This window comes from Oribacterium sp. HCP28S3_H8 (assembly GCF_052064775.1).
Taxonomy (GTDB): domain Bacteria; phylum Bacillota; class Clostridia; order Lachnospirales; family Lachnospiraceae; genus Oribacterium.
Genome location: NZ_JBQHUZ010000005.1, coordinates 74,566 through 94,452, shown reverse-complemented (window position 1 = coordinate 94,452; position 19,887 = coordinate 74,566). Strand labels below are relative to the sequence as shown.

Here is a 19,887-nt window from a genome sequence, read left to right as displayed (position 1 = left end):
GGAGCTGGATATGAAAGAATGAACATAAAATATAAAGCGGTATAGTTACCGTGAATGGAGAGAAGTATGGGATTATGTCAGAATGCCGGGAAGTGCGGCGGATGCTACTATCAGGGGATTCCCTATGAAGAACAGCTTAACCGAAAGGAAAGGGAGGTAAGAGAGCTATTGGATCCGGTGATCCGGGAGCCGTATGTGTTTGAACCGATCATTCCATCTCCTCTCTCCACGGGATACCGTAACAAAATGGAGTTCTCGTTTGGAGATTGTGAGAAGGATGGGCCGCTGACTCTGGGACTGCATCAGAAAAAGAGCTTTTATAATATCCTTAATACAGATGACTGCCAGCTTCCTCATCAGGATGTCGATCGGATTCTGCATGAGACGCGCATGTATTTTACAGAGCTTGGCATCCATTACTTTCATAAGCGGACTCATACAGGATATCTTCGCCACCTGCTTGTAAGGCGCGCCAGTAAAACCGGGGAGATCCTTGTAGATCTTGTAACGTCTACGGATACTGCGGAATTTGAGACAGGAGAGTTTCAGAGCCGGATGAATGAGATTGTCAGTGATGAAAATTCCGCGGAAAAAGCAGCAGATCCGGAGACTATGGTTTTAAACGGCTGGAAGGATCGTATGCTGCGGCTGGAAAGCTCGGGAGCACTGGAAGGAAAATTTGCCGGCATTCTGCATACAAGAAATGAATCTCTCTCGGATGCGGTGATTGACAACGGGACAGATGTTCTGTATGGTGAGAGCTTTTTTTATGAGGAGCTTCTGGGGCTTCGCTTCCGGATTACACCCTTCAGCTTTTTCCAGACCAATTCCCTCGGAGCGGAGAGGCTGTATACAAAGGTACGGGAATATGCAGGATATGATCTTTTGAAGCATGATCAGGAAAGCGGATCCACTGCGCACAAACCGGTGATCTATGATCTATACTCCGGAACCGGTACCATCACGCAGCTTATGAGCTCTGTTGCCAGTCAGGCGATCGGCGTTGAGATTGTAAAAGAGGCTGTCGATGCTGCAAGAGACAATGCCAGACTCAATGGAATTAGCAATTGCCATTTTATTGCAGGAGATGTTATGAAGGTGATCCAGGAGGGTGGTGAGCTTTTGCACGAGGATGGCACAAGAGAGGATGCACCGCGCCCGGATCTGATTATTCTGGACCCGCCGAGAGACGGCGTACAGCCAAAGCCTCTTAGAAAGATTATTGAGTATGGTGTCGATACTCTGATTTATGTTGCATGCAAGCCCAAAAGCCTGGCAAGAGATCTGGTTCCATTGCAGACCGCAGGATACCATGTAGAGAAGGTTTGCCCGGTAGATATGTTTCCGCAAACCAATAATATTGAGGTGGTATGCCTTATGCGCCGGCATACGTAAGTTGATCCGCCATCTTTACACATTGCAACACCCCATAGTCCTTATGTGGCTATGGGGTGTTATGCGATTCTTACTTCCTGTTGCCCATGGTGCTCCATCCGGGACCCTTAACCTTGAGAGTCTTGTCATAGTTGTTGAGCACCTCGCCGACCAGCTCCCATACAGACCGACGTTTCCCCTCATCTTCCTCGGCTGCTTCCGGGGTATATCCGAGAGAGAGCAGCATGTCACGCATACGTTCAAAATATACATGATTGGACTGGCTGTAAGCCTGAGAAACCTTGGAATTGGTATCATCGGTATTGGGCAGAAATTCCACCTCCTTGGCAAGCTCCTGCAGCTCCTTAAATTCCTTCAATGCCTCAGGATCATCTGCATAGAACCTCTCCAGCCTTGTGTAAAGCTCTTGTCTTGGATTATCCATATACTTGCAGGCTCTTAACTCAATAATTTCATTGTGTGTAAGCTTCCTCATACGTGTCCCTCCATATTCTTTGTAAGCTTTTGTAAGACCATCACGCTCGTACTGTACAACGATTTCTTAGTTCTATTATAAGCTTGATAAAATAAAATGTCACCAAAATAACGTTAAAGGAAGAAATATTTTGTACATAAGAAAAGGCTTAAAATCTGTTTTAGGGGAGTCTTTAAAGCCGGAATTAGGTTATAATAAAGGTGAAAATAGATTTTAGGATCAGATAAGGAGGTTGTATGAGTGGTTCAAAATCTGAAGCACCGAGGGCACCAAAGCTCAGCAAACGTGAACGTGAAAAAAGAGATGCACTGCTGCAGGAGGTTCTGAAGCTTAGAGATCAAGTGGATGATCTCAGAGAGCAGAAAAGTAAAGTAGAGATGAGCGTTCCGACGCTGCCGGACATTACAGGCAGACATTTCAGACATGTGAAGTATGGAGATGGTCAGGTGAAATCCTGTGACAAGGGCTATGCAGTTTTGAGCTTTGCATCGGGAGAAAAAAAGTTTAAATATCCGTATAGCTTTACTCTGGGAGTCTTCTGCCTGGATGATGAACTACTTAAAACTACCTGCCAGCAATATGAAACGATCCGGAATCAGGCAGAATCCCTCAATGTGCAGGTGGATGAAATTGAGCGTAGAATTGGAGAAATCGAAACAGCGCTTCAGGATTAAAGTGAAAATTCACACGGTAACAATAAAATTGCATACTAAAAGTAGATTCAATCAAAAATGTGCAATCAAAAACTTGCCCTGTAGATAGCTTCAGCTTCCCGTTTTATACGGTCAGGTGGAAACGTATTTTCTGCAGGACAAGTTTTTTCAGGCTTTTAATGTAGACTTCTTCTTTTTAGCTTAAGATGCTATTTTATTTCTATTTTTATTTTTACAGCCCCGAATTATGTGCCAATAAATTATTACAGATTCATCTTCCTATAAATCAATCCTCCAGAAATCCTCTCAGAGAATTGCTGTATTTAGGAAGATTCAATTTTTTAAGAGCCTTGGACTCAATCTGACGGATACGCTCTCTTGTAACACCAAAAATCTGACCGACTTCCTCCAGTGTGCGTTCCTTACCGTCCTGCAAACCATAACGCAGGATCAAAACTTCCCGTTCACGATCCTTGAGATCGTTGAGAACCTTGTCGATTTCCTCACGCATCATGGTATTGGATGCTGCCTGCTCCGGTGTACCGATTTTGTCATCGGCCACAAAATCACCGAGGCTCGTATCCTCTTCATCTCCGACCTTACTGTCAAGGGAAGCAGGATCCTTAGCGATGTCATGAATTTCCTGCAGACGGTCCACCGGGATATCCAGCGCCTGTGAGAGCTCCTCAAGACTTGGCTCATGTCCGAGCTCAAGAGACAGCTTACGGGAAGCGCGGTTTACTTTATTGATCAGTTCAACCATGTGTACAGGAACACGGATCGTACGTGCCTGGTCTGCAAGCCCTCTCGTGATAGACTGGCGAATCCACCATGTGGCATAGGTCGAGAGCTTAAATCCTTTATCCGGATCAAACTTATCAACACCCTTCATGAGACCGAGATTTCCCTCCTGGACAAGATCCAGGAAGCTCATGCCACGTCCGGTGTATCTTTTAGCAACAGATACGACCAGGCGGAGATTGGCTTCGATCAGGCGCCGTTTGGCATTCATGTCACCGTTCTTGCTTTTGGTTGCAAGATCATATTCCTGCTCAGGCGTAAGGAGCGGTATGGTGCCGATTTCCTTAAGATAAATACGGACCGGATCATCAGTGCTGATTTCTGATAAGGATGCGATAGAGTCTAGGTTAAGATTCCGGACTTCGCGATCTTCGTCAGAAAGATTATCGTCATAGTTATCCTCGTCCTCCTCCTCTTCCATAAGATCTTCATCCATAGGCATGTCATCCTCCTGATTTTGCAAAGCAGAAGAGGCTTGAGGCGCGGAGGTTTTGGTAGCAGCGGCAGGCTTTGCAAGCGGACGGCTTTTGAGTGTGTCGCTGATGCTGATGCCTTTCATTTCAAGAAACGCACGAATGTTGTTAAACTGTTCATCTGTAACATCATAGTCTGCAAAAGCCTGCTGAAACTCATCCAGGGAAACAACATTATGAGAGTTGTTGGCAAGCTTTGTGAGACCTGCAAGAATGCCGTTAAATGAAGTGGGATCAAGAACTTTTTTAGTGTTATTACTCATTTATTTCCATATAAAATAAAACAATACATGTCTGAAAGCTCAATTATCATAAACTGTTCTGTCAAATATATCAACTGAAAAATGTAATGAAAAAGAGCACTGCTGTATAAAAAAATTCAGAGGCAAATAAAAAGAGCCGATCTCCTGACCGAGATCGGCTCTTTGGATTTTTAAAATTTATGCAGCTGTGATAGCTCCGGTTGGGCAAGCCTCCTCACAAGCGCCGCAATCGATGCAGGTATCAGCATCTACAACGTACTTGGTCTCGCCCTCAGAAATAGCGCCAACAGGACAAGTAGAAGCGCAGGATCCACAGCTGATGCAATCATCACTAATTGTATGTGCCATATAAAGTTCCTCCTCTGAACTATACTTAAGTGTTTATGTACTCATGTACATCGTGAGCTTATTGTATCTCAAATTTACGCATTAAACAATAGCAATAATTTTCGAAAATTGTATTTTTTCTGAAAATTAATTCCTTGCTGGAAACTAGGAATTGGTTAGGCATATATAACGCAAAACATGTTTTTTACATTGCAAAAAACAGAGCCCCTTTGGACCAATCACTTATACTACCGCAGCGGAAAAAAATAATATCAACAGAGGCTTGAAATTTTATGTCAGGAGAGCAAATGGATTCGGCTTTCGTTTTGTAAAAATGAATAGAATCGTATATACTTAATTTAAAATACATTGGACATGAAATAGTGTCTGTCAGGAAGTAACAATATGGAAAAAGATAAAAATAAACGGAAAGGGTCTTTCCTCTTTTATATGATCCCGGTTGTATTGATTGTGGCGATCGGTGTTTTTGGCTTTTTATTTCTCCGTGATTTTATGGCATACCGTGAAGCGGATTCCGAGTATGCCGTATTGCAGGAGTACATGACGGAAGCCCAGGATCAAGCTTCCGCACAGGAAAGCTCTATGTCAGATGAGACAGAGGAAACTTCTGTACTGGAGAGCACGGAATATGTTAAACCACCGTATCAGTATCTCAGCATAGATTACGATAAGCTGAAATCTATCAACGACGATTTTGTTGGCGTCATAGACATTCCCGCTTTAAGCATTAAATATCCGGTTGTATACAGCGTGGATAATGCCAACTATCTACACCGCACCTTTGAGAATAGAAACAACTTTGCAGGTTCCATTTTTTTGGACGCCAATGCGGTGAGAGATTTTAACGATGCCAATACCTTTATCTTTGGGCATAATATGAAAAACGGTTCTATGTTTGGGAAATTAAAGCATTTTGCGACTAAGTCCGGACTTGTGGATTCCGATCCCTATATCTATATTTATTTAAAGGATGAAGTCCGGAAATACAGGATATTTTCTTTTTATCAGACGGTGGATGGGAGTGAGGTCTATAATGATTTTGACGGAGACCAGGGATATGAGCAGTATGTCAAGATGATTCTCCGGAACTCATCCTATAAAACCTTTGATCAAAGCGCAGTGGACTTTACACAGCATCCTAAGCTGATTACGCTGTCCACCTGTACCGGGCGGACGGATGGCAATCAGAGATTTGTAGTGCACGCGGCACTGGTAGAGAGCATTGCGTATACTTCGTGAACTATGCATTCACAGAGGATGCATGCGCTGCAATTCTTAAGGACATAGCTCATATTCCATAATTTGATATACCGCCCTGTAAGTATCCAGCGGTATAATAAGGATATACTCAAAATGATCATCTCAATAGCTGATGGTATGGAAAGGAACAGATAAATATGGCACCAGAAATTTCAAACAAGATGGCTTCTCTGCATGGTTCGATGATTCGTGAACTGTTTAAGCTCGGTGCGGATCCCAATATGATATCCTTTGGTGGCGGCAATCCCTCCGCTGAAACATTTCCGGTAAAGGAAATAGAGGAGATTGCGGCGGAGGTTTTGACCAATGACCCGATCTCTGTGCTGCAGTATGGTCTGACGGAAGGCTATACACCGCTCCGGGATACGCTGAAGCGTTATCTTGCCGAGAAGGAAGGCTTTGATTTTGGAAAAAACGAGCTGTTTATTGTTTCCGGAGGTCAGCAGGGCGCAGACCTTACGACAAAGGTGCTTGTGAATGAAGGCGACGTGGTGCTCACGGAGGAGCCTGCATTTGTTGGCTGTCTTAATACCTTCCGTTCTTATGGCGCCAAGCTTGTCGGTATCCCGATGCAGATGGATGGTATGGATACGGAAGCATTGGAGAGTACTCTTGCGCGTCTCGCGGCATCGGGAGAGAAAGTTCGTTTCCTCTACACCATTCCATCCTTCCAAAATCCGACAGATATCACAACGGTACTTGCCAAGCGGAAGGAAGTATACCGGATCTGTCAGAAATATGACATTATGATCCTGGAGGATAACCCCTACGGCGAGTTGAGATTTGCCGGGAGCAATGTTCCGACCATCAAGTCCATGGATACGGATGGTCGGGTTCTGTACTGCGGAAGCTTCTCCAAAACCATGGCACCTGCCTTCCGGATTGGTTTCCTGGTTTTTGACAAGTCACTGATAAACCCGATTACAGTTGCCAAGCAGTGCACAGATGTTCACTCCAACGTGCTGTTTCAGTACATCTGCAATGAATATATGACAAAGTATGACTGGAATGCGCACCTTGAGACTTCACGAAACGTCTATCGCCACAAGGCTTCCCTTATGCTCGAGCAGATGAAGATTAAATTTCATCCGGATGTGAAATTCAGCACGCCGGAGGGTGGTCTGTTTGTCATGGCGTTTCTACCGGAGGGCATGGATGCATATCCGTTTGTAAGAGAAGCCATTAACAAGGGCGTGCTTCTGGTGCCGGGATCTGCATTCCTGGCAGATCCTGCAGGGATCTCCAATGGATTCCGTCTGAACTACTCCTCTCCATCGGATGAAAAAATTGTGAAGGGTATTGATATCCTCGGTAAACTGACGTATGACTGGATCCAGAATCATAGCGTCCAGTAAGTATGCAAATGTAGCTTCCAATGCAAAGCGGATACGCCGGACGGAACAAATGGAAGCCATCGTTTTACGTAAGTAAGGCTGTTACTAACGTACAGTTATGCATTATCCAATTCATGGGACTCATACTTCTGAATCCCATGAATTGGAAGCATATCAGTCGTCGGCAGCAGCCTCTTTTTTGACCACATTTTTAAAAAAGTTTTGGAGATGGGGACATATCTCGGCACGATCGACACAATTTTTTATGAAATGCTATATGACTATTGAAATTTAAAATATTAATGATATAATAAAAATCGTAAAGAGTAGAAGAGAAGTAAAGAAGGGAATTCATTCCGATGCTATTCTTTACCATCAGACTTGAAACCTGGAGTTTGATGGGCAAAACCGGAGAAATTCGGCGACGCAAAGCTATAGGGCCTTAAATGGCAGCCAGTTGCAATCTTCAAAAGTAAAAGCGAGTTTCACATTTCAGAGAGTAGTGAAATGTTCCGAAAGCTTCGGAAAGAAGGCGCTTTTATCCGGAGATTAATTCTCTATCCGTTTAGAAAATTAATTCAGCGAAGATTCAGGTTGACTGGCACTGTGCTTCCACAGTGTCAAATTTTTTTATCAAATTCATATTTAGCAAAACCGGAGAAATCCGGTGACGCAAAGCTATAGGGACTGAAAATGTCAGCCAGTTGCACTCATGGATCAGAAAAGGATTCTATCCCTTCTGAGATATGTTTCTTGGATCACATCTCCTCTTCCCTATGGCACAGGAGGAGAGAAGAAATGAGAAACTTAATCAGAAGATTCGTTGTATTAACATTAGTTCTTGCATCACTTTTCAGCATGACAGCCTTTGCCTCTACCAATGCACAGACCGAAGCAGCAGTTTCCAAGATCAATCAGATCCGTATCGCAGCAGGTCTTAATCCTCTTAGCACCGGTGATGCAGCTCTGCAGAGCGCGGCAGATGAGAGAGCTGAGGAGATCACGCGGAAATTCTCACATACAAGACCAGATGGTAGTGCATGGTACACAGTGAATCCGGATGTGGTGTATGGCGAGAATCTTGCAGAGAATTATGCCACAGCAGATGCCGTTGTAAATGCATGGATGGCATCTCCTGCGCACAAGGCTAACATCCTTAAGGCAGATTTCACTAAGGTGGCAATTTCATCCTATGAAATGAATGGCGTTACCTATTGGGCAGAGGAGTTCTGTTATTAAGCATCCGGATCATGGGCTTGTAGCAAAGACATAAAAACCATAACATAATAAACAAAAATAACTAAAAATAAGGCAGTTTGCAAGGGAAGGCTATGCAGACTGCCTTTTAATATTGAGAAATTTGGTAAAAATCTCTAAAAACCTTTGCAATATTATACAACATGCATTAATATGGTATAAAGAATGACGCAGTGCATGCAAAAAGGGGATTGCAATTGCGCTTTTAAGGGGAGAGATATTATGGGGGAAAAGCCGGACCATGTAGAGATACACATGCTTGGAGGATTTTCAGTCAAGGTCAATGGGCGGACCATTGGTTTCGGTCATGCTGCCAGCGCCAACTATATCCGCCTTTTGCAGTTTGTGTGGCTGAATCAGAAACGAGGCGTTTCCAAGACAGAAATTCTTGGCAATATTCTGGGCTATCGTGACTTGTCAGATGAGGGAAACAGCTTCTATAATCTTTTGTATCAGGCGAGAAAGAAGCTTGCTGCAGTGGGATTTCCCGGAGAGAAGTATCTTGTCTCGGAAAACAGCATTATCCTGCCGGAGCCCGGTCCGGAGCTTACTGTGGATGCGGTACAGTTTCAAGAGCTTTGTCAGCAGGCGGAGCTATTACAGCCGGAAAGCGCGGAGGCAGCAGATGTTGTAGACCATAAGCGGGCACTGTATGAGGAGGCATTTGCACTTTATGCAGGAGAGCTGCTGCCAAGGAACTCTACGGAAATGTGGGTTATTACCGAGAGCCTTACATTAAAGGAGCTATATAACCGCTGCATCGTATGGCTTGCCGAGGATTATAAAAAGCATAAAAGATACGACGATATGTACCGGATCTATCAGTCTGCGAGCAATATTTACCCTGATGAGGACTGGCAGGCAGGGATGATTGAAGCACTTGTATGGAAAAAGGACCTGCAGGCCGCCTACCGCCTGTATGATCAGACGGTAGCATATTACAGGGAGAAGCTGGGTATTTCCGTAAGTGAACGGCTGCGCGAGGCACATCATAGTATTGAGAGCGCTCTGAGAGATAACACAGACAATATATCCGACATTCAGAGCCTGATTTTCCAGCAGGATCAGGATGCCGTAGAGGCAGAAAAACTCGATAAGCTTCCGGGGGCATATTTCTGCTCTTATCATATTTTCACTGCCATTTATAATATCTTAAGAAGAAATATGGAACGGCGAGGCGTAAGCATTTATATGATGCTTTGCACGATCGTAGATTATAAGGGCGAGGCGATCCAGAACAAAGAGAAGCTGAAACATCGTTTTCCAGGACTGAAACGGGCAATGTATCGCTCGCTCAGGCAGGGAGATGTATTTACAAAATACTCGGACGCACAGATCCTTGCATTACTAATCGGTGTAAAAGAGGAAAATTTTGATTCCATTGCCCGCAGGATCAACCGGAATTTCAAGCTCGAGGCAGGAGATAGTGCGGAGATGGAGTACCGCATCGTTTCTGTAGCGGAGATACCGGGTATCATCAAGGCGGATTAAGGAAGGTATATATGACAAAAGCAGCCAACAGACTGTACGGAATCAATGTGATGAGTGCGGCTGTGGACCATTGTGAGGGGAGAGATTTCAGCGGTCGTCTTTATACGCTCTATGATCGTGAGCCGCGGCAGTTTCATTCCGTCATGGATTTGATCCAGCAGATGGACAGCCAGTTTGATCTTTGGGATTATCCGCAGTCTGCCAGTATCGACAGGAGCTTTAGGGGAAATCGCAATCAAACAGATGCTTCCACTATGCCTCCGGAGCGTGAATTGGAGCATGAATTCAGGAGACAGCGGCTTCCGGACTATGCTTCCGGACTTAAGCAATATGATCTCCTGGAGCATCCGGGCAGGATAGGAACCTATATCATAAAGGTTAAGTTCCGTCAACATGCCACCTGGCAGGGACAGGTTCACTTAGTGGAAAGAGACAGGATTGAAGCTTTTAACAGTGTACTGGAGCTGGTTAAGATTCTGGATGCCGATCTGCATGAAGCTTAATAGAAGCTGTACCTTAATAAGATGCATGAGGACGTGCATACTAAATACTAAAACACGATATATTAGAGACAGGTGCAGAGCCTGTCTTTTTTTGAGTGCGTTTTATGGCAAGTAGAAGTATAATGTCAAAATAATCCTTTAAGAGAAATGGAAATGGCTTAAAAGATATGAGACAAAAATTTATATACAAGTGCGGTAGGCAGCCTCTTTTTACAAGGCGCCTTACACGCAAATGCATCTTGCCTATACTGCTCATGATGGCGCTGACCTCCTGCCAGAGTCCGAAGTATCACCCGGCGGAAACAGAAGCCGCGGCGACAGTAAGTACCGCGGAAAATACACAGGGACATACACCGGATCATATCCAGGAGAGTACAAATGCGGGCTTTCCAGGAAGTGCACAAGACCTCATACCGGAAAACGCATACCAGCACCTGCCTGCAGACACAGGAGATCAAACCAGAGAAGCATCTGAGGATATCCAGTACCGCTTTGCTGCTGACAAGGCTTTTGCACCGTTTTCCGAGGAAAATGAGAAGAGCAGTGAAGAGAATTGTCGGTTCCGGGGGATGTCTGTCGAGATCCTGCAAACGATTGCGGCAGAGCAGAACATAAGCTATGAAATCGTTCCGATGGATTTTTCCGCAATTCTGCCGTCTGTCATTTCCGGTGGCTCGGATGCGGCACTTGCTGTGGCATTTACACCGGAGCGGGCCGAGAAGCTTAATTTTTCGGACTCTTATGCAGAGGGCAGCCTGTGCCTTGTGATTGGAGACCGGGGCTGGAAACCTGAAACAGACAGTAACGGCATACTGCCGGAAGAGTCGATACCGGACGTCTATTCAGATGGTACGGCGGAAGAAATTACAGGAGTGCAAAGTCTGCTGAATAAAACCGTTGCCGTCCGGGAAGGAACGGTCGCTGCCGAGTGGGCGGAAAAAAACCGTGAAAGATATGGATTTACGATCAATACTCTGCAGGAACTCCCTTCGATGGCGGAAGCAATCCGGGACGGGGAAGCGGACGCCTTTATAGAAGAAAAAACAGCAGTTTCCTATCAGATGAGACAAGGGGAGCTTATGGGGCTTAAAATCTGCGAGGACCTTGAAACATCCGTGGAGCTTGCATTCGCAGTAGATAAAGGGCAGAATGCAGGCTTGCTTGAGAAATTGAACCGGGGACTCAAGAAACTAAAAGACAGCGGGGAGTACAGCGAAATCCTTAAGCGCTATCAAGATTGACAGGGATCTAAAGTGGGTGATATGATAAAAGACCTAGTAGATTAATAGGAATTATAACTTCTGCTTATATCTGAGGTGGTTCTATGGATATAAAAAAAGTAACAGAGGATCTGGAAGCAGAGCTTGTTTCGATGCGCCGGTATTTCCATGAGCATCCGGAACGCTCCTGGGAGGAACACAATACACAGAAAAAAATCGAGGCGTGGCTTGACGAGCTTGGGATTCCGTATGTGGAGGCGGTCCGCACTGGGGTCATTGCCACGATCAAGGGCAAAAATTCCGGGAACCGCGTCATAGGGATCCGCGCGGATATTGATGCGTTACCGATTGAGGAGCAGGGTACATGCGTCTACAAATCCCAGAATCTGGGTACGATGCATGCCTGCGGACATGATGCGCATATTACGATCCTTATGGGTACAGCCAAGGTGCTCGCGAAGCATAGGGACGAGCTTAAGGATACAGTGCGGCTTATTTTTCAGCCGGCGGAAGAGAGCATCGAGGACAGCGGCGCGTATTATATGAAGGATGAGCCGTTGGTAAAGGAGTGTGAGACCTTGATCGGTCTCCATATCTGGGCGGAGATAGAGGCCGGCTATGCATCGCTTCGCTTTGGTCCGGTCATGGCTTCCGCGGATACCTTTGACATTTATATCGAGGGCAAGGGAGGACACGGCGCACATCCGGACGGAAGCATTGATCCGATTGCTGCAGGGATCGAGGTTGTAGAAAATCTGAACCGGATCGTAGCGAGGGAGATTGATCCGCTGAAGCCGGCAGTGATAAGTGTGACTTCCTTCCATGCCGGAACTACATCCAATGTAATCCCCGGTACGGCACATCTCAGCGGCACTACGCGCGCCTTTGATAATACGTTAAGAAACAGCTATCCGGACATCATGAAGCGTGTGCTGGATGGCGTGGCAGAAGCAACGAGGACAAAAATCCGGCTGGACTATCATTGGGGTCCGCCGGTGACAGTCAATGATGAAGCTCCGACAAAGCTGGCAGAGAGTGCGGCGGCAAAGATATTTGGTAAGGAGCATGTAATCCAGTATCCACTGCAGATGGCTGGAGAGGATTTTGCTAAATATACAAATCCGAAGTGTTTTCTGCTTCTGGGAGGTGGTGTCCATGATCCTGCCGGGAGATATCCGCAGCATAGTCCGTACTTTGACATTGACGAGTCCGTTCTGAAGCTGGGCGTAGAGTACTTTGTGCAATATGTTATGGATTACGGCAAGGAGCCAAAGGGAAGGTCTTAACAGGAAGTAATATCATGAAAACGAAACGACTGGGTGATATGCTGGTGGAGATGGGACTGATCTCCGAGGAACAGCTTACAGAGGCACTGAAGCTGCAAAAACAGGATGGAGATCGTCTCGGCTCGATCCTTGTGAAATACAAGTTCATTACCGAGGCGCAGCTCATCGATGCGCTGCGCATGCAGCTTGGCATAGATTATATAGATTTAACCAAGATCGATATCGATCCGGAAATGGCAAAATATATCCCCAAAAATCTTGCCAAAAGCGAGCTGATTGTACCTGTCAGAGTTTCGAGAGACTCGCTCTTTCTTGCAATGGCAGATCCCATGAACTTTGTCGCGCAGGAGCAGGCAGGCAGGCTCTCCCGGAAACGGATTGTACCGATGATTGCGTCGCAGAGTGCGGTGGAGCATGCCATCAATACGCTGTATGGCAATGAAGGTGCTGCGGAGGCGATGGCACAGATGCGGACGGAAGCCGGAATCACCGATGATGAGGTGCAGAGCAGCGCAGCAGAGGACATCGGGGAGGAAAGCGCACCAACGATCCGGCTTGTGAACTCCATCATAGAGCGGGCATTTACGGAGAATGCTTCGGATATCCACTGGGAACCGACAGAGGGAGATATGAATATCCGGATGAGAATTGACGGCCGTCTCCAGAAAATTCTGACAATACCGAGAAATCTGCAGGATGCAGTGCTCAGCCGCTTAAAAATCATGTCAAAACTCGATATCGTAGAGAAACGAGTGCCGCAGGACGGACGTGCAAGGCTTCGCATCAAGGGGCAGGATATTGACCTTCGTGTTTCAACGCTTCCGACGATTTATGGTGAAAAAATTGTAATCCGTCTCCTAAAAAGAGATGGGGACAAGCTGAACCGCCGGGGCATCGGGCTACCGGAGTCCGAGGATCCCAAGATCGACAAGCTGATGAAGCTTACATCGGGCGTAATCATGATCGTAGGACCTACCGGCTCCGGTAAATCCTCTACGATGTATACCTTGATCCAAGAGCTGCTCTCGGAGCATACCAATCTGATCACGTTGGAGGATCCGGTGGAGTATAACATCCAGGGAGCAACCCAGGTGCAGATCAATGAAAAGGTCGGGCTCACCTTTGCTTCCGGTCTCCGGGCAATCCTCCGTCAGGATCCAGATATCATCGCTGTGGGAGAAATCCGTGATGGGGAAACGGCGGAGATTGCCATGCGTGCCGCCCTGACCGGACATCTCGTGATCACCACCATTCACACGGAGGACGCAGTTTCGGCGATAGACCGTCTTAAGGACATGGGGGTACCGCCGTATCTGATCTCGGCAGGTCTTAGGGGAATCATTTCCCAGCGGCTCCTCCGCAGAATCTGCGTGAACTGCAAGGAACCATATCAGCCGGATACGGAAACGATCCGTGCGGCGGGACTCACAGATCGCCCGGGCAGGATCTATTACCATGGCAGAGGCTGTGATCATTGCTTCCATACCGGATACCGTGGCAGAATCGGTAATTTTGAGGTACTTTTGATGAATGACGCACTCCGAAGCTGCATCACAAATGGCGCGGATAAGCAGGAGTTCCGGAAGCTTGCGAGAGAAACCGGATACGTCACGATGCTGCAAAACGCAGAGCGGCTGGTGGAGGAAGGCATCACCACGGTGGAAGAGGTCGCAAGGACCCTGACGGAAATCTGAGAGCGGAGTGGACAGGATAAAATGGTAGGAACAGGCACAATCCTAAATGTACTGGGGATTACAGCAGGAGGTCTGCTGGGACTTGGAACCGGCAGGTTTCTCACTTCCCGGTTCCAGGAAACGGTCTTAAAGGCAAATGCTGCAGCCGTCGTCTTTATCGGTATCAGCGGGGCGGTCTCCAAGATGCTGACCGTAAGCGATTCCGATCCGGCAAAATTTGGCACGAAGGGCACCATGATGATGATTCTCTCGCTGGTACTGGGAGCTGTACTTGGGGAAATCATTGATCTTGACTCCAAGTTTGAGGCATTTGGTGCCTGGCTTAAGGTGCGGACCGGCAACAGTAACGATAAGCAGTTTATCAACGGCTTTGTCAGTGCGTCCCTTACGGTCTGTATCGGTGCGATGGCGATTGTAGGTTCAATTCAGGACGGAATTTACGGCGATTACTCTACTCTTGCAGCAAAAGCCGTACTGGACTTTATTATTGTGATGGTGATGGCGTCCTCTATGGGGAAAGGCTGTGTGTTCTCGGCTATCCCGGTCGGGATCCTGCAGGGCAGTATGACATTTCTTGCCAGACTGCTTCAGCCGGTTATGACCACACAGGCTCTCAACAATATCTCCCTGGTCGGCTCGATCCTGATTTTTCTCGTGGGCGTGAATCTCTTTAAGCCCAGGACCGTCCGGGTCGCAAATTTACTTCCGGCACTGATATTTGCAGTAATCTTTGCATTTGTACCGGGATTTTGACACTCCAAATTCTAAAGAAGTGGGCTTTGCCGAGAGAAATGCTCTAAGAGCTTATTCTGTAAGAGCGTGATATGTGAAGAAAATGAATCATGCATAAAAGAGCCTCCGGAGCAGGAGTTAAAAAATTTCCATCCTGTCCGGAGACTCTTTGTGTGAAGTATTAAAGCTATGAGTTTAATTTTTAACTTGATTTGGATTTTCTTCTATCAGATTTCCTTCTATCAGATGTCCTTTTATCAGATTTCCTTTTTCCAGAGGCCATGGAGGTTGCAGTACTCATACGCTGCAAGAGCAGTCTCGCTATCCGTAAGAGCAAAGGTCGCTGTCGGCTTCTGACCAGGCTTCAGATCCTTTTTCTGGATGCCCTCGGAGGTCTCCAGGATAATCCACTGGATAAAATGCTCCTCCAGCATCGGATGCTCTATGGAACCAACCGTAACGGTAACCTGATTGCCTGAAACCGTAACAACAGGTACATGCTTCTCCTGGGCAGCATCTGTAGTATTGGGTACAAGCTCTACCATTGGTTCGCCGCAGCACTTGGTCGGGCAGGCACTGTCCTTAACCATCATCACGATCTTACCACAGCTCTCACATCTTAAAATTTTCATGTAATGTCCCTCCTGAAATAAAACAAAACGAAGCTACTCATATTTTAACATTTCCATTGGTATCTTGCGAATGTTTTCTGCAAAAAGATTGACATTTTTAGCTGGAAATTTCAGAATGTAGCTAAAATTATGAAATTGTGTCATTCAGAAATTATGTAATTTTGTAATTACGAAACGCAGGCCTCGCCAGGTGAGAAAGCATACCGGTGGGATGATGCTGAGAGGAATGAACTGGAGAGGTATGATACAGGGAGGTATTATGCAGGGGAATATTATACAGGAGGATATTGTGATAGAGGAACTGATACAAAAGGCGATTGACATGGGAGCTTCCGACATTCACATCATTGCAGGCATCTGCCCGAAATGCAGAGTGAACGGCAAAATCCGGGACCTGGATATTGGGGCGCTTACTCCGCAGGACTGCCTGCAAGTCGCAGAGAAGCTTGCAGGATCACGCTTTGATGAAATCAGGAAAACCGGGGAGCTTGACCTTGGACTTACAGCATGCGGCAGGCGTATCCGTGTCAACCTTTTCCATCAGATGGGGACGATCTCCGCTGCGATCCGTATCCTGGCAGATCATATCCCGGTACTGGAAAAGCTCGGGCTCCCGGAGGCGGTCATGCATTTCCCGGAATACCGTCAGGGACTTATCCTTGTGACGGGAGAAACCGGATCCGGTAAGTCCACGACGCTCGCTGCCATCCTGGAGAGAATCAACGAAACCAGAGCCCAGCACATCATCACGCTGGAGGACCCGATCGAGTATGTCTATCATCCCGATAAATGCATTATCAACCAGCGTCAGATCGGACAGGATACACGAAGCTACAGCGATGCTCTTCGCGCCGTGCTCCGGGAGGATCCGGATATCATCCTCATTGGAGAGATGCGTGACCTCGAGACGATCAGCAGTGCGCTCACGGCGGCCGAAACCGGGCATCTGGTATTCGCAACCCTGCATACAAACTCTGCGGCAGAGACCATAGACCGGATCATCAGCGTCTTTCCGGCGGAGCAGCAGCCGATGGTCTGCACACAGCTTAGTGCAACGCTCCAGGCGGTGATTTCCCAGCAGCTGATACCTGATGCAGCAGGTGCAGGACGAGTGCTTGCAGCAGAGGTCATGGTCCTGAATACCGCAATCCGGAACTTAATCCGCACACACAAGACCGAGCAGATCCCCTCCTTTGTTTTATCCGGATCCAAAGACGGATCCATTACGATGGACAGCGCCCTACGGGACCTTGCGCTCGCAGGAAGGATTACCCCGGATATGGCACTGTCTTACAGCCACTCACCAGAGGAACTCAGGAAGCTTTTCCGTATGATATAAACGATTAAAAAAATAAATAACGCTATTGACTATTTTTAGAGTATGACTATAATGAAGCTATCAGCAGACAGGTAATCAAATCTCTAAACCATTAACAATAATATAGTGATAGGAAGAAGTTAAGGGAAAGAGAGGTGAGTAAAGTTTGGTGACGTATTCATACAGGGCGCTGACAGCCGATGGAACCGAAACTCGTGGCATCGTACAGGCGATGGACGAATTTCAGGCGGCAGCCAGGATCAAGGAAAAATGCCCGGTGATTACAAGCATCGTACCTGTCAAGGCTGGCTCGAAACACAGACTCCTGAACATGGAAATAGGGAGCAAAAAAGTCAGGACCAAGTCTTTGGCACTGATGTGTTCGCAGTTCGCCATAACTTTGAAATCGGGTATGCCTGTCGGCAGGGCCATGGAGATGATTGCTAGACAGACCGATGATAAAAAACTCAAAAAAATTCTCATCTCCGCAGCTGAGGATGTAAACGCTGGTGTTACCGTCGCGTCAAGCTTTGAGAAGTTTAAGGACGCGTTTCCAGTCACCTTTATCGAGAGCATCCGGGCAGGAGAACAATCCGGTACACTTGATCATTCCTTCACCAAAATGGGGGAATATTACGAAAAAACCTATAAGGCAGCAGAAAAGGTCAAAAGCACTTTGACGTATCCAATCTTTGTCATTTGTATTGCGATCGTCGTATTGATCGTCGTCATGACAAAGGTCATCCCGGCACTGGCAGAAACCTTTGCCTCCCTCGGAGGACAGCTACCACTGGCAACCAGGGCGCTGATTTCATTCTCCGACTTTTTTGCAAGATGGTGGATCGTCATGGTTATCCTGATCCTCGCGGCAGTTCTCGCCTGGAAAGCCTTTGTCCGGACAGAATCCGGCAGAAAGCTGAGAGCCAGACTGCAGTTGTCCCTTCCCGTTATCGGTAAGATCAATACGCTCAATGGCGCGGCGCAGTTTGCCAACACCATGGCGATGATGATCTCCGCAGGACTTACACTTGACAATGCCGTGGAAATCACAGCCAAGGTCATGGACAATTATCTACTGCATAAGGACGTGGAGAGCATGATCGGCAGGATCATTGAGGGTAGACCTCTCGGCGAATGCATCCGGAAATCGGAGCATTTCCCTGATACCTTAAAGGAAATGTGTGCTGTCGGTGAAGAGAGTGGTGAGCTGGATGCAACCCTTACCACTATCGGAGATTACTTCACAAATGAAGTAGACAATGCCATAAAAACCGCTATCGCAAGACTGGAACCAACGATTCTGGTTTTCCTGGCAATCTTTGCAGGCTTCATCGTATTTTCCATCTATCTTCCGATGTTTACGATGTATGACCTGATGTAACGTAACAGATCTCTACCCGCAAGGGTTTAGATACATTAATTTATTAATAAGGCGATAGTTTTAGGAGGAACAATTATGTTTAAGAAGTTAAATAAAAAAGGCTTCACCTTAGCAGAGTTACTTATTGTTGTTGCAATTATCGGTGTTCTGGTGGCGATCTCGATTCCGATCTTTACATCGCAGCTGGAGAAGGCGAGAGATGCGGTAACTCTTAGTAATGTCAGAGCTGCATATGCGGAAGCTCAGTCTGCATATCTGACAGGATCTGGAGATGGTTCTAATGTTACAATTAGCGATGATGGCAAGACAGTAACTGTAGCGAATGTAGAGGCAAAGGGTAAAGCAGACGGTCTTGATGGTGTAGAGAATCTTCCAATTCCGAAAGCCGGCCAGCAAGATATCAAGTCTAAGATGGGAAACATTGGTACTGGCACAGGAAAGTTTGATATTGCGTTTGGCTATAATGATAATGGCTTGAATTCCGTCACAGCAACTGCGGTCACAAAGTAAAGTCGAATTTTAATAAGCTGTTTGAAATGCCCTCCGGAGCAATCTGGAGGGTTTCTTCATATCATCATGAGCTATTACGCGCGCCTGTCCATCGCTTGTAATGACCCTAGACTATTGCGCAGAATGAGGCCATTTTCCGCAGATTTCGGAACCTGCGGGCGTAATGTAAGTTTACCTGCGATGATGATCCATCAGCACATAGGGAGACGACCAGGATGGACCACCTGACCTGCAATTTTCAACGTGCACATTTGCGCATAATGAGGTCGTTTTCCGCAATTTTAAGAACCTGTGGGCGTTATTATGAGAGGGGGGAGTGATGCTCTATGAAAAAGAATAAGAAAGGCTTCACACTGGCAGAGCTCCTCATCGTGGTCGCTATAATCGGAGTGCTCGTTGCAATATCCATTCCGATCTTTACCGCCCAGCTCAAGAAAGCTCGTTTTGCTGTGAACCAATCAAATGCACGCTCTGCAATGTCAGCAGCGATCACCTGTTTTCTGGAAACGCCGGATGAGGTCAAGGAAACGACAACGACGAATCGTGATCAGCATATGTATTTCAGGTATGATACAAAAACGGGACAGTGCACATATGAGGACTGGGGCATAAGAAGTCCACAAGATAAGAACGGATTCCATTATGAGGATTTTGCCAATATTGGTTACTCACAAAGCGGAGGAAAAGGAGAAACTGATATATCTAAGTGGAAGATGAACATGGGCGGTAAGCTATTTAGTACTGAGACAATGTCTTGTACCGTTCTTACCGACTGCATTTACCGCTATTGGGATGTTGCCATGCAGGGAGATGGAACTTTCCTAGCAATTGTGTGCTTGTGGTAATGAAAGGCAGGTGATT

Annotated in this window: 19 protein-coding genes and 2 riboswitches; of the genes, 15 read left to right on the top strand and 4 right to left on the bottom strand. The window is 46.6% G+C overall.

The genetic code is table 11. The annotated features are described in order from the left end of the window. Positions 1–66 precede the first annotated feature (66 nt). Positions 67–1,395 (top strand): class I SAM-dependent RNA methyltransferase, encoded by a 1,329-nt coding sequence (locus tag ACTNEN_RS07600; protein ID WP_441205562.1) that lies wholly within the window; start codon positions 67–69, stop codon positions 1,393–1,395. A gap of 70 nt (positions 1,396–1,465) precedes the next feature. Here the strand turns inward: ACTNEN_RS07600 and ACTNEN_RS07595 are convergent, their stop codons facing one another. Continuing rightward, positions 1,466–1,870 carry a hypothetical protein gene (locus tag ACTNEN_RS07595; RefSeq protein WP_441205560.1) on the bottom strand — a complete coding sequence of 135 codons (405 nt, stop codon included), beginning with the start codon at positions 1,868–1,870 and terminating at the stop codon, positions 1,466–1,468. Positions 1,871–2,106: 236 nt separating this feature from the next. On the opposite strand from ACTNEN_RS07595, the gene ACTNEN_RS07590 reads away from it, so the two are divergent. Then, positions 2,107–2,544 carry a hypothetical protein gene (locus ACTNEN_RS07590; RefSeq protein ID WP_441205559.1) on the top strand — a complete coding sequence of 146 codons (438 nt, stop codon included), beginning with the start codon at positions 2,107–2,109 and terminating at the stop codon, positions 2,542–2,544. 265 nt (positions 2,545–2,809) lie between these two features. On the opposite strand, the gene ACTNEN_RS07585 is transcribed toward ACTNEN_RS07590, so the two are convergent. Both ACTNEN_RS07585 and ACTNEN_RS07580 read right to left on the bottom strand, forming a co-directional pair. Beyond that, a complete protein-coding gene (locus tag ACTNEN_RS07585; RefSeq protein WP_441205558.1) occupies positions 2,810–4,060 on the bottom strand; it encodes a sigma-70 family RNA polymerase sigma factor in 1,251 nt (416 codons plus the stop codon). 177 nt (positions 4,061–4,237) lie between these two features. Beyond that, positions 4,238–4,408, bottom strand: coding sequence for a DUF362 domain-containing protein (locus tag ACTNEN_RS07580; RefSeq protein ID WP_441205556.1), 171 nt, complete (start codon positions 4,406–4,408; stop codon positions 4,238–4,240). A 384-nt stretch (positions 4,409–4,792) separates the two neighbouring features. On the opposite strand from ACTNEN_RS07580, the gene ACTNEN_RS07575 reads away from it, so the two are divergent. From ACTNEN_RS07575 to ACTNEN_RS07535, 9 genes are all read left to right on the top strand, one after another. Continuing rightward, positions 4,793–5,647 (top strand): class B sortase, encoded by an 855-nt coding sequence (locus ACTNEN_RS07575; protein ID WP_441205554.1) that lies wholly within the window; start codon positions 4,793–4,795, stop codon positions 5,645–5,647. A 158-nt stretch (positions 5,648–5,805) separates the two neighbouring features. Continuing rightward, entirely contained in the window at positions 5,806–7,023 is a 1,218-nt protein-coding gene (locus tag ACTNEN_RS07570; RefSeq protein ID WP_441205552.1) for a PLP-dependent aminotransferase family protein, read from the top strand. A 370-nt stretch (positions 7,024–7,393) separates the two neighbouring features. Continuing rightward, a riboswitch (cyclic di-GMP riboswitch) is annotated at positions 7,394–7,467 on the top strand. Positions 7,468–7,639: 172 nt separating this feature from the next. After that, positions 7,640–7,714: riboswitch (cyclic di-GMP riboswitch) on the top strand. An 86-nt stretch (positions 7,715–7,800) separates the two neighbouring features. Then, positions 7,801–8,241: a CAP domain-containing protein gene (locus tag ACTNEN_RS07565; protein WP_441205551.1), complete on the top strand. Its 441-nt coding sequence runs from the start codon at positions 7,801–7,803 to the stop codon at positions 8,239–8,241. A 240-nt stretch (positions 8,242–8,481) separates the two neighbouring features. Next, on the top strand, positions 8,482–9,750 hold the full coding sequence (locus ACTNEN_RS07560) for an AfsR/SARP family transcriptional regulator (RefSeq protein ID WP_441205550.1): 1,269 nt from the start codon (positions 8,482–8,484) through the stop codon (positions 9,748–9,750). An 11-nt stretch (positions 9,751–9,761) separates the two neighbouring features. Then, on the top strand, positions 9,762–10,253 hold the full coding sequence (locus ACTNEN_RS07555) for a hypothetical protein (protein WP_441205549.1): 492 nt from the start codon (positions 9,762–9,764) through the stop codon (positions 10,251–10,253). Between the two features lie 239 nt (positions 10,254–10,492). Further along, positions 10,493–11,494, top strand: coding sequence for a transporter substrate-binding domain-containing protein (locus ACTNEN_RS07550; RefSeq protein ID WP_441205548.1), 1,002 nt, complete (start codon positions 10,493–10,495; stop codon positions 11,492–11,494). Positions 11,495–11,577: 83 nt separating this feature from the next. Further along, the gene (locus ACTNEN_RS07545; RefSeq protein ID WP_441205546.1) at positions 11,578–12,759 is read left to right on the top strand and encodes a M20 metallopeptidase family protein; all 1,182 of its coding nucleotides are present in this window, start codon (positions 11,578–11,580) and stop codon (positions 12,757–12,759) included. Between the two features lie 14 nt (positions 12,760–12,773). Next, entirely contained in the window at positions 12,774–14,453 is a 1,680-nt protein-coding gene (locus ACTNEN_RS07540; protein ID WP_441205544.1) for a GspE/PulE family protein, read from the top strand. A 21-nt stretch (positions 14,454–14,474) separates the two neighbouring features. Further along, positions 14,475–15,206, top strand: coding sequence for a DUF554 domain-containing protein (locus tag ACTNEN_RS07535; protein ID WP_441205542.1), 732 nt, complete (start codon positions 14,475–14,477; stop codon positions 15,204–15,206). 236 nt (positions 15,207–15,442) lie between these two features. On the opposite strand, the gene ACTNEN_RS07530 is transcribed toward ACTNEN_RS07535, so the two are convergent. Continuing rightward, positions 15,443–15,817: a desulfoferrodoxin family protein gene (locus tag ACTNEN_RS07530; RefSeq protein ID WP_441205540.1), complete on the bottom strand. Its 375-nt coding sequence runs from the start codon at positions 15,815–15,817 to the stop codon at positions 15,443–15,445. Positions 15,818–16,076: 259 nt separating this feature from the next. On the opposite strand from ACTNEN_RS07530, the gene ACTNEN_RS07525 reads away from it, so the two are divergent. From ACTNEN_RS07525 to ACTNEN_RS07510, 4 genes are all read left to right on the top strand, one after another. After that, positions 16,077–17,156 carry a type IV pilus twitching motility protein PilT gene (locus ACTNEN_RS07525; RefSeq protein ID WP_441205539.1) on the top strand — a complete coding sequence of 360 codons (1,080 nt, stop codon included), beginning with the start codon at positions 16,077–16,079 and terminating at the stop codon, positions 17,154–17,156. Positions 17,157–17,304: 148 nt separating this feature from the next. Further along, positions 17,305–18,516 (top strand): type II secretion system F family protein, encoded by a 1,212-nt coding sequence (locus ACTNEN_RS07520; RefSeq protein WP_441205720.1) that lies wholly within the window; start codon positions 17,305–17,307, stop codon positions 18,514–18,516. A 75-nt stretch (positions 18,517–18,591) separates the two neighbouring features. Further along, positions 18,592–19,026, top strand: coding sequence for a type IV pilin protein (locus ACTNEN_RS07515; protein WP_441205537.1), 435 nt, complete (start codon positions 18,592–18,594; stop codon positions 19,024–19,026). 326 nt (positions 19,027–19,352) lie between these two features. Continuing rightward, positions 19,353–19,871: a pilin gene (locus tag ACTNEN_RS07510; RefSeq protein WP_441205535.1), complete on the top strand. Its 519-nt coding sequence runs from the start codon at positions 19,353–19,355 to the stop codon at positions 19,869–19,871. Positions 19,872–19,887 lie beyond the last annotated feature (16 nt).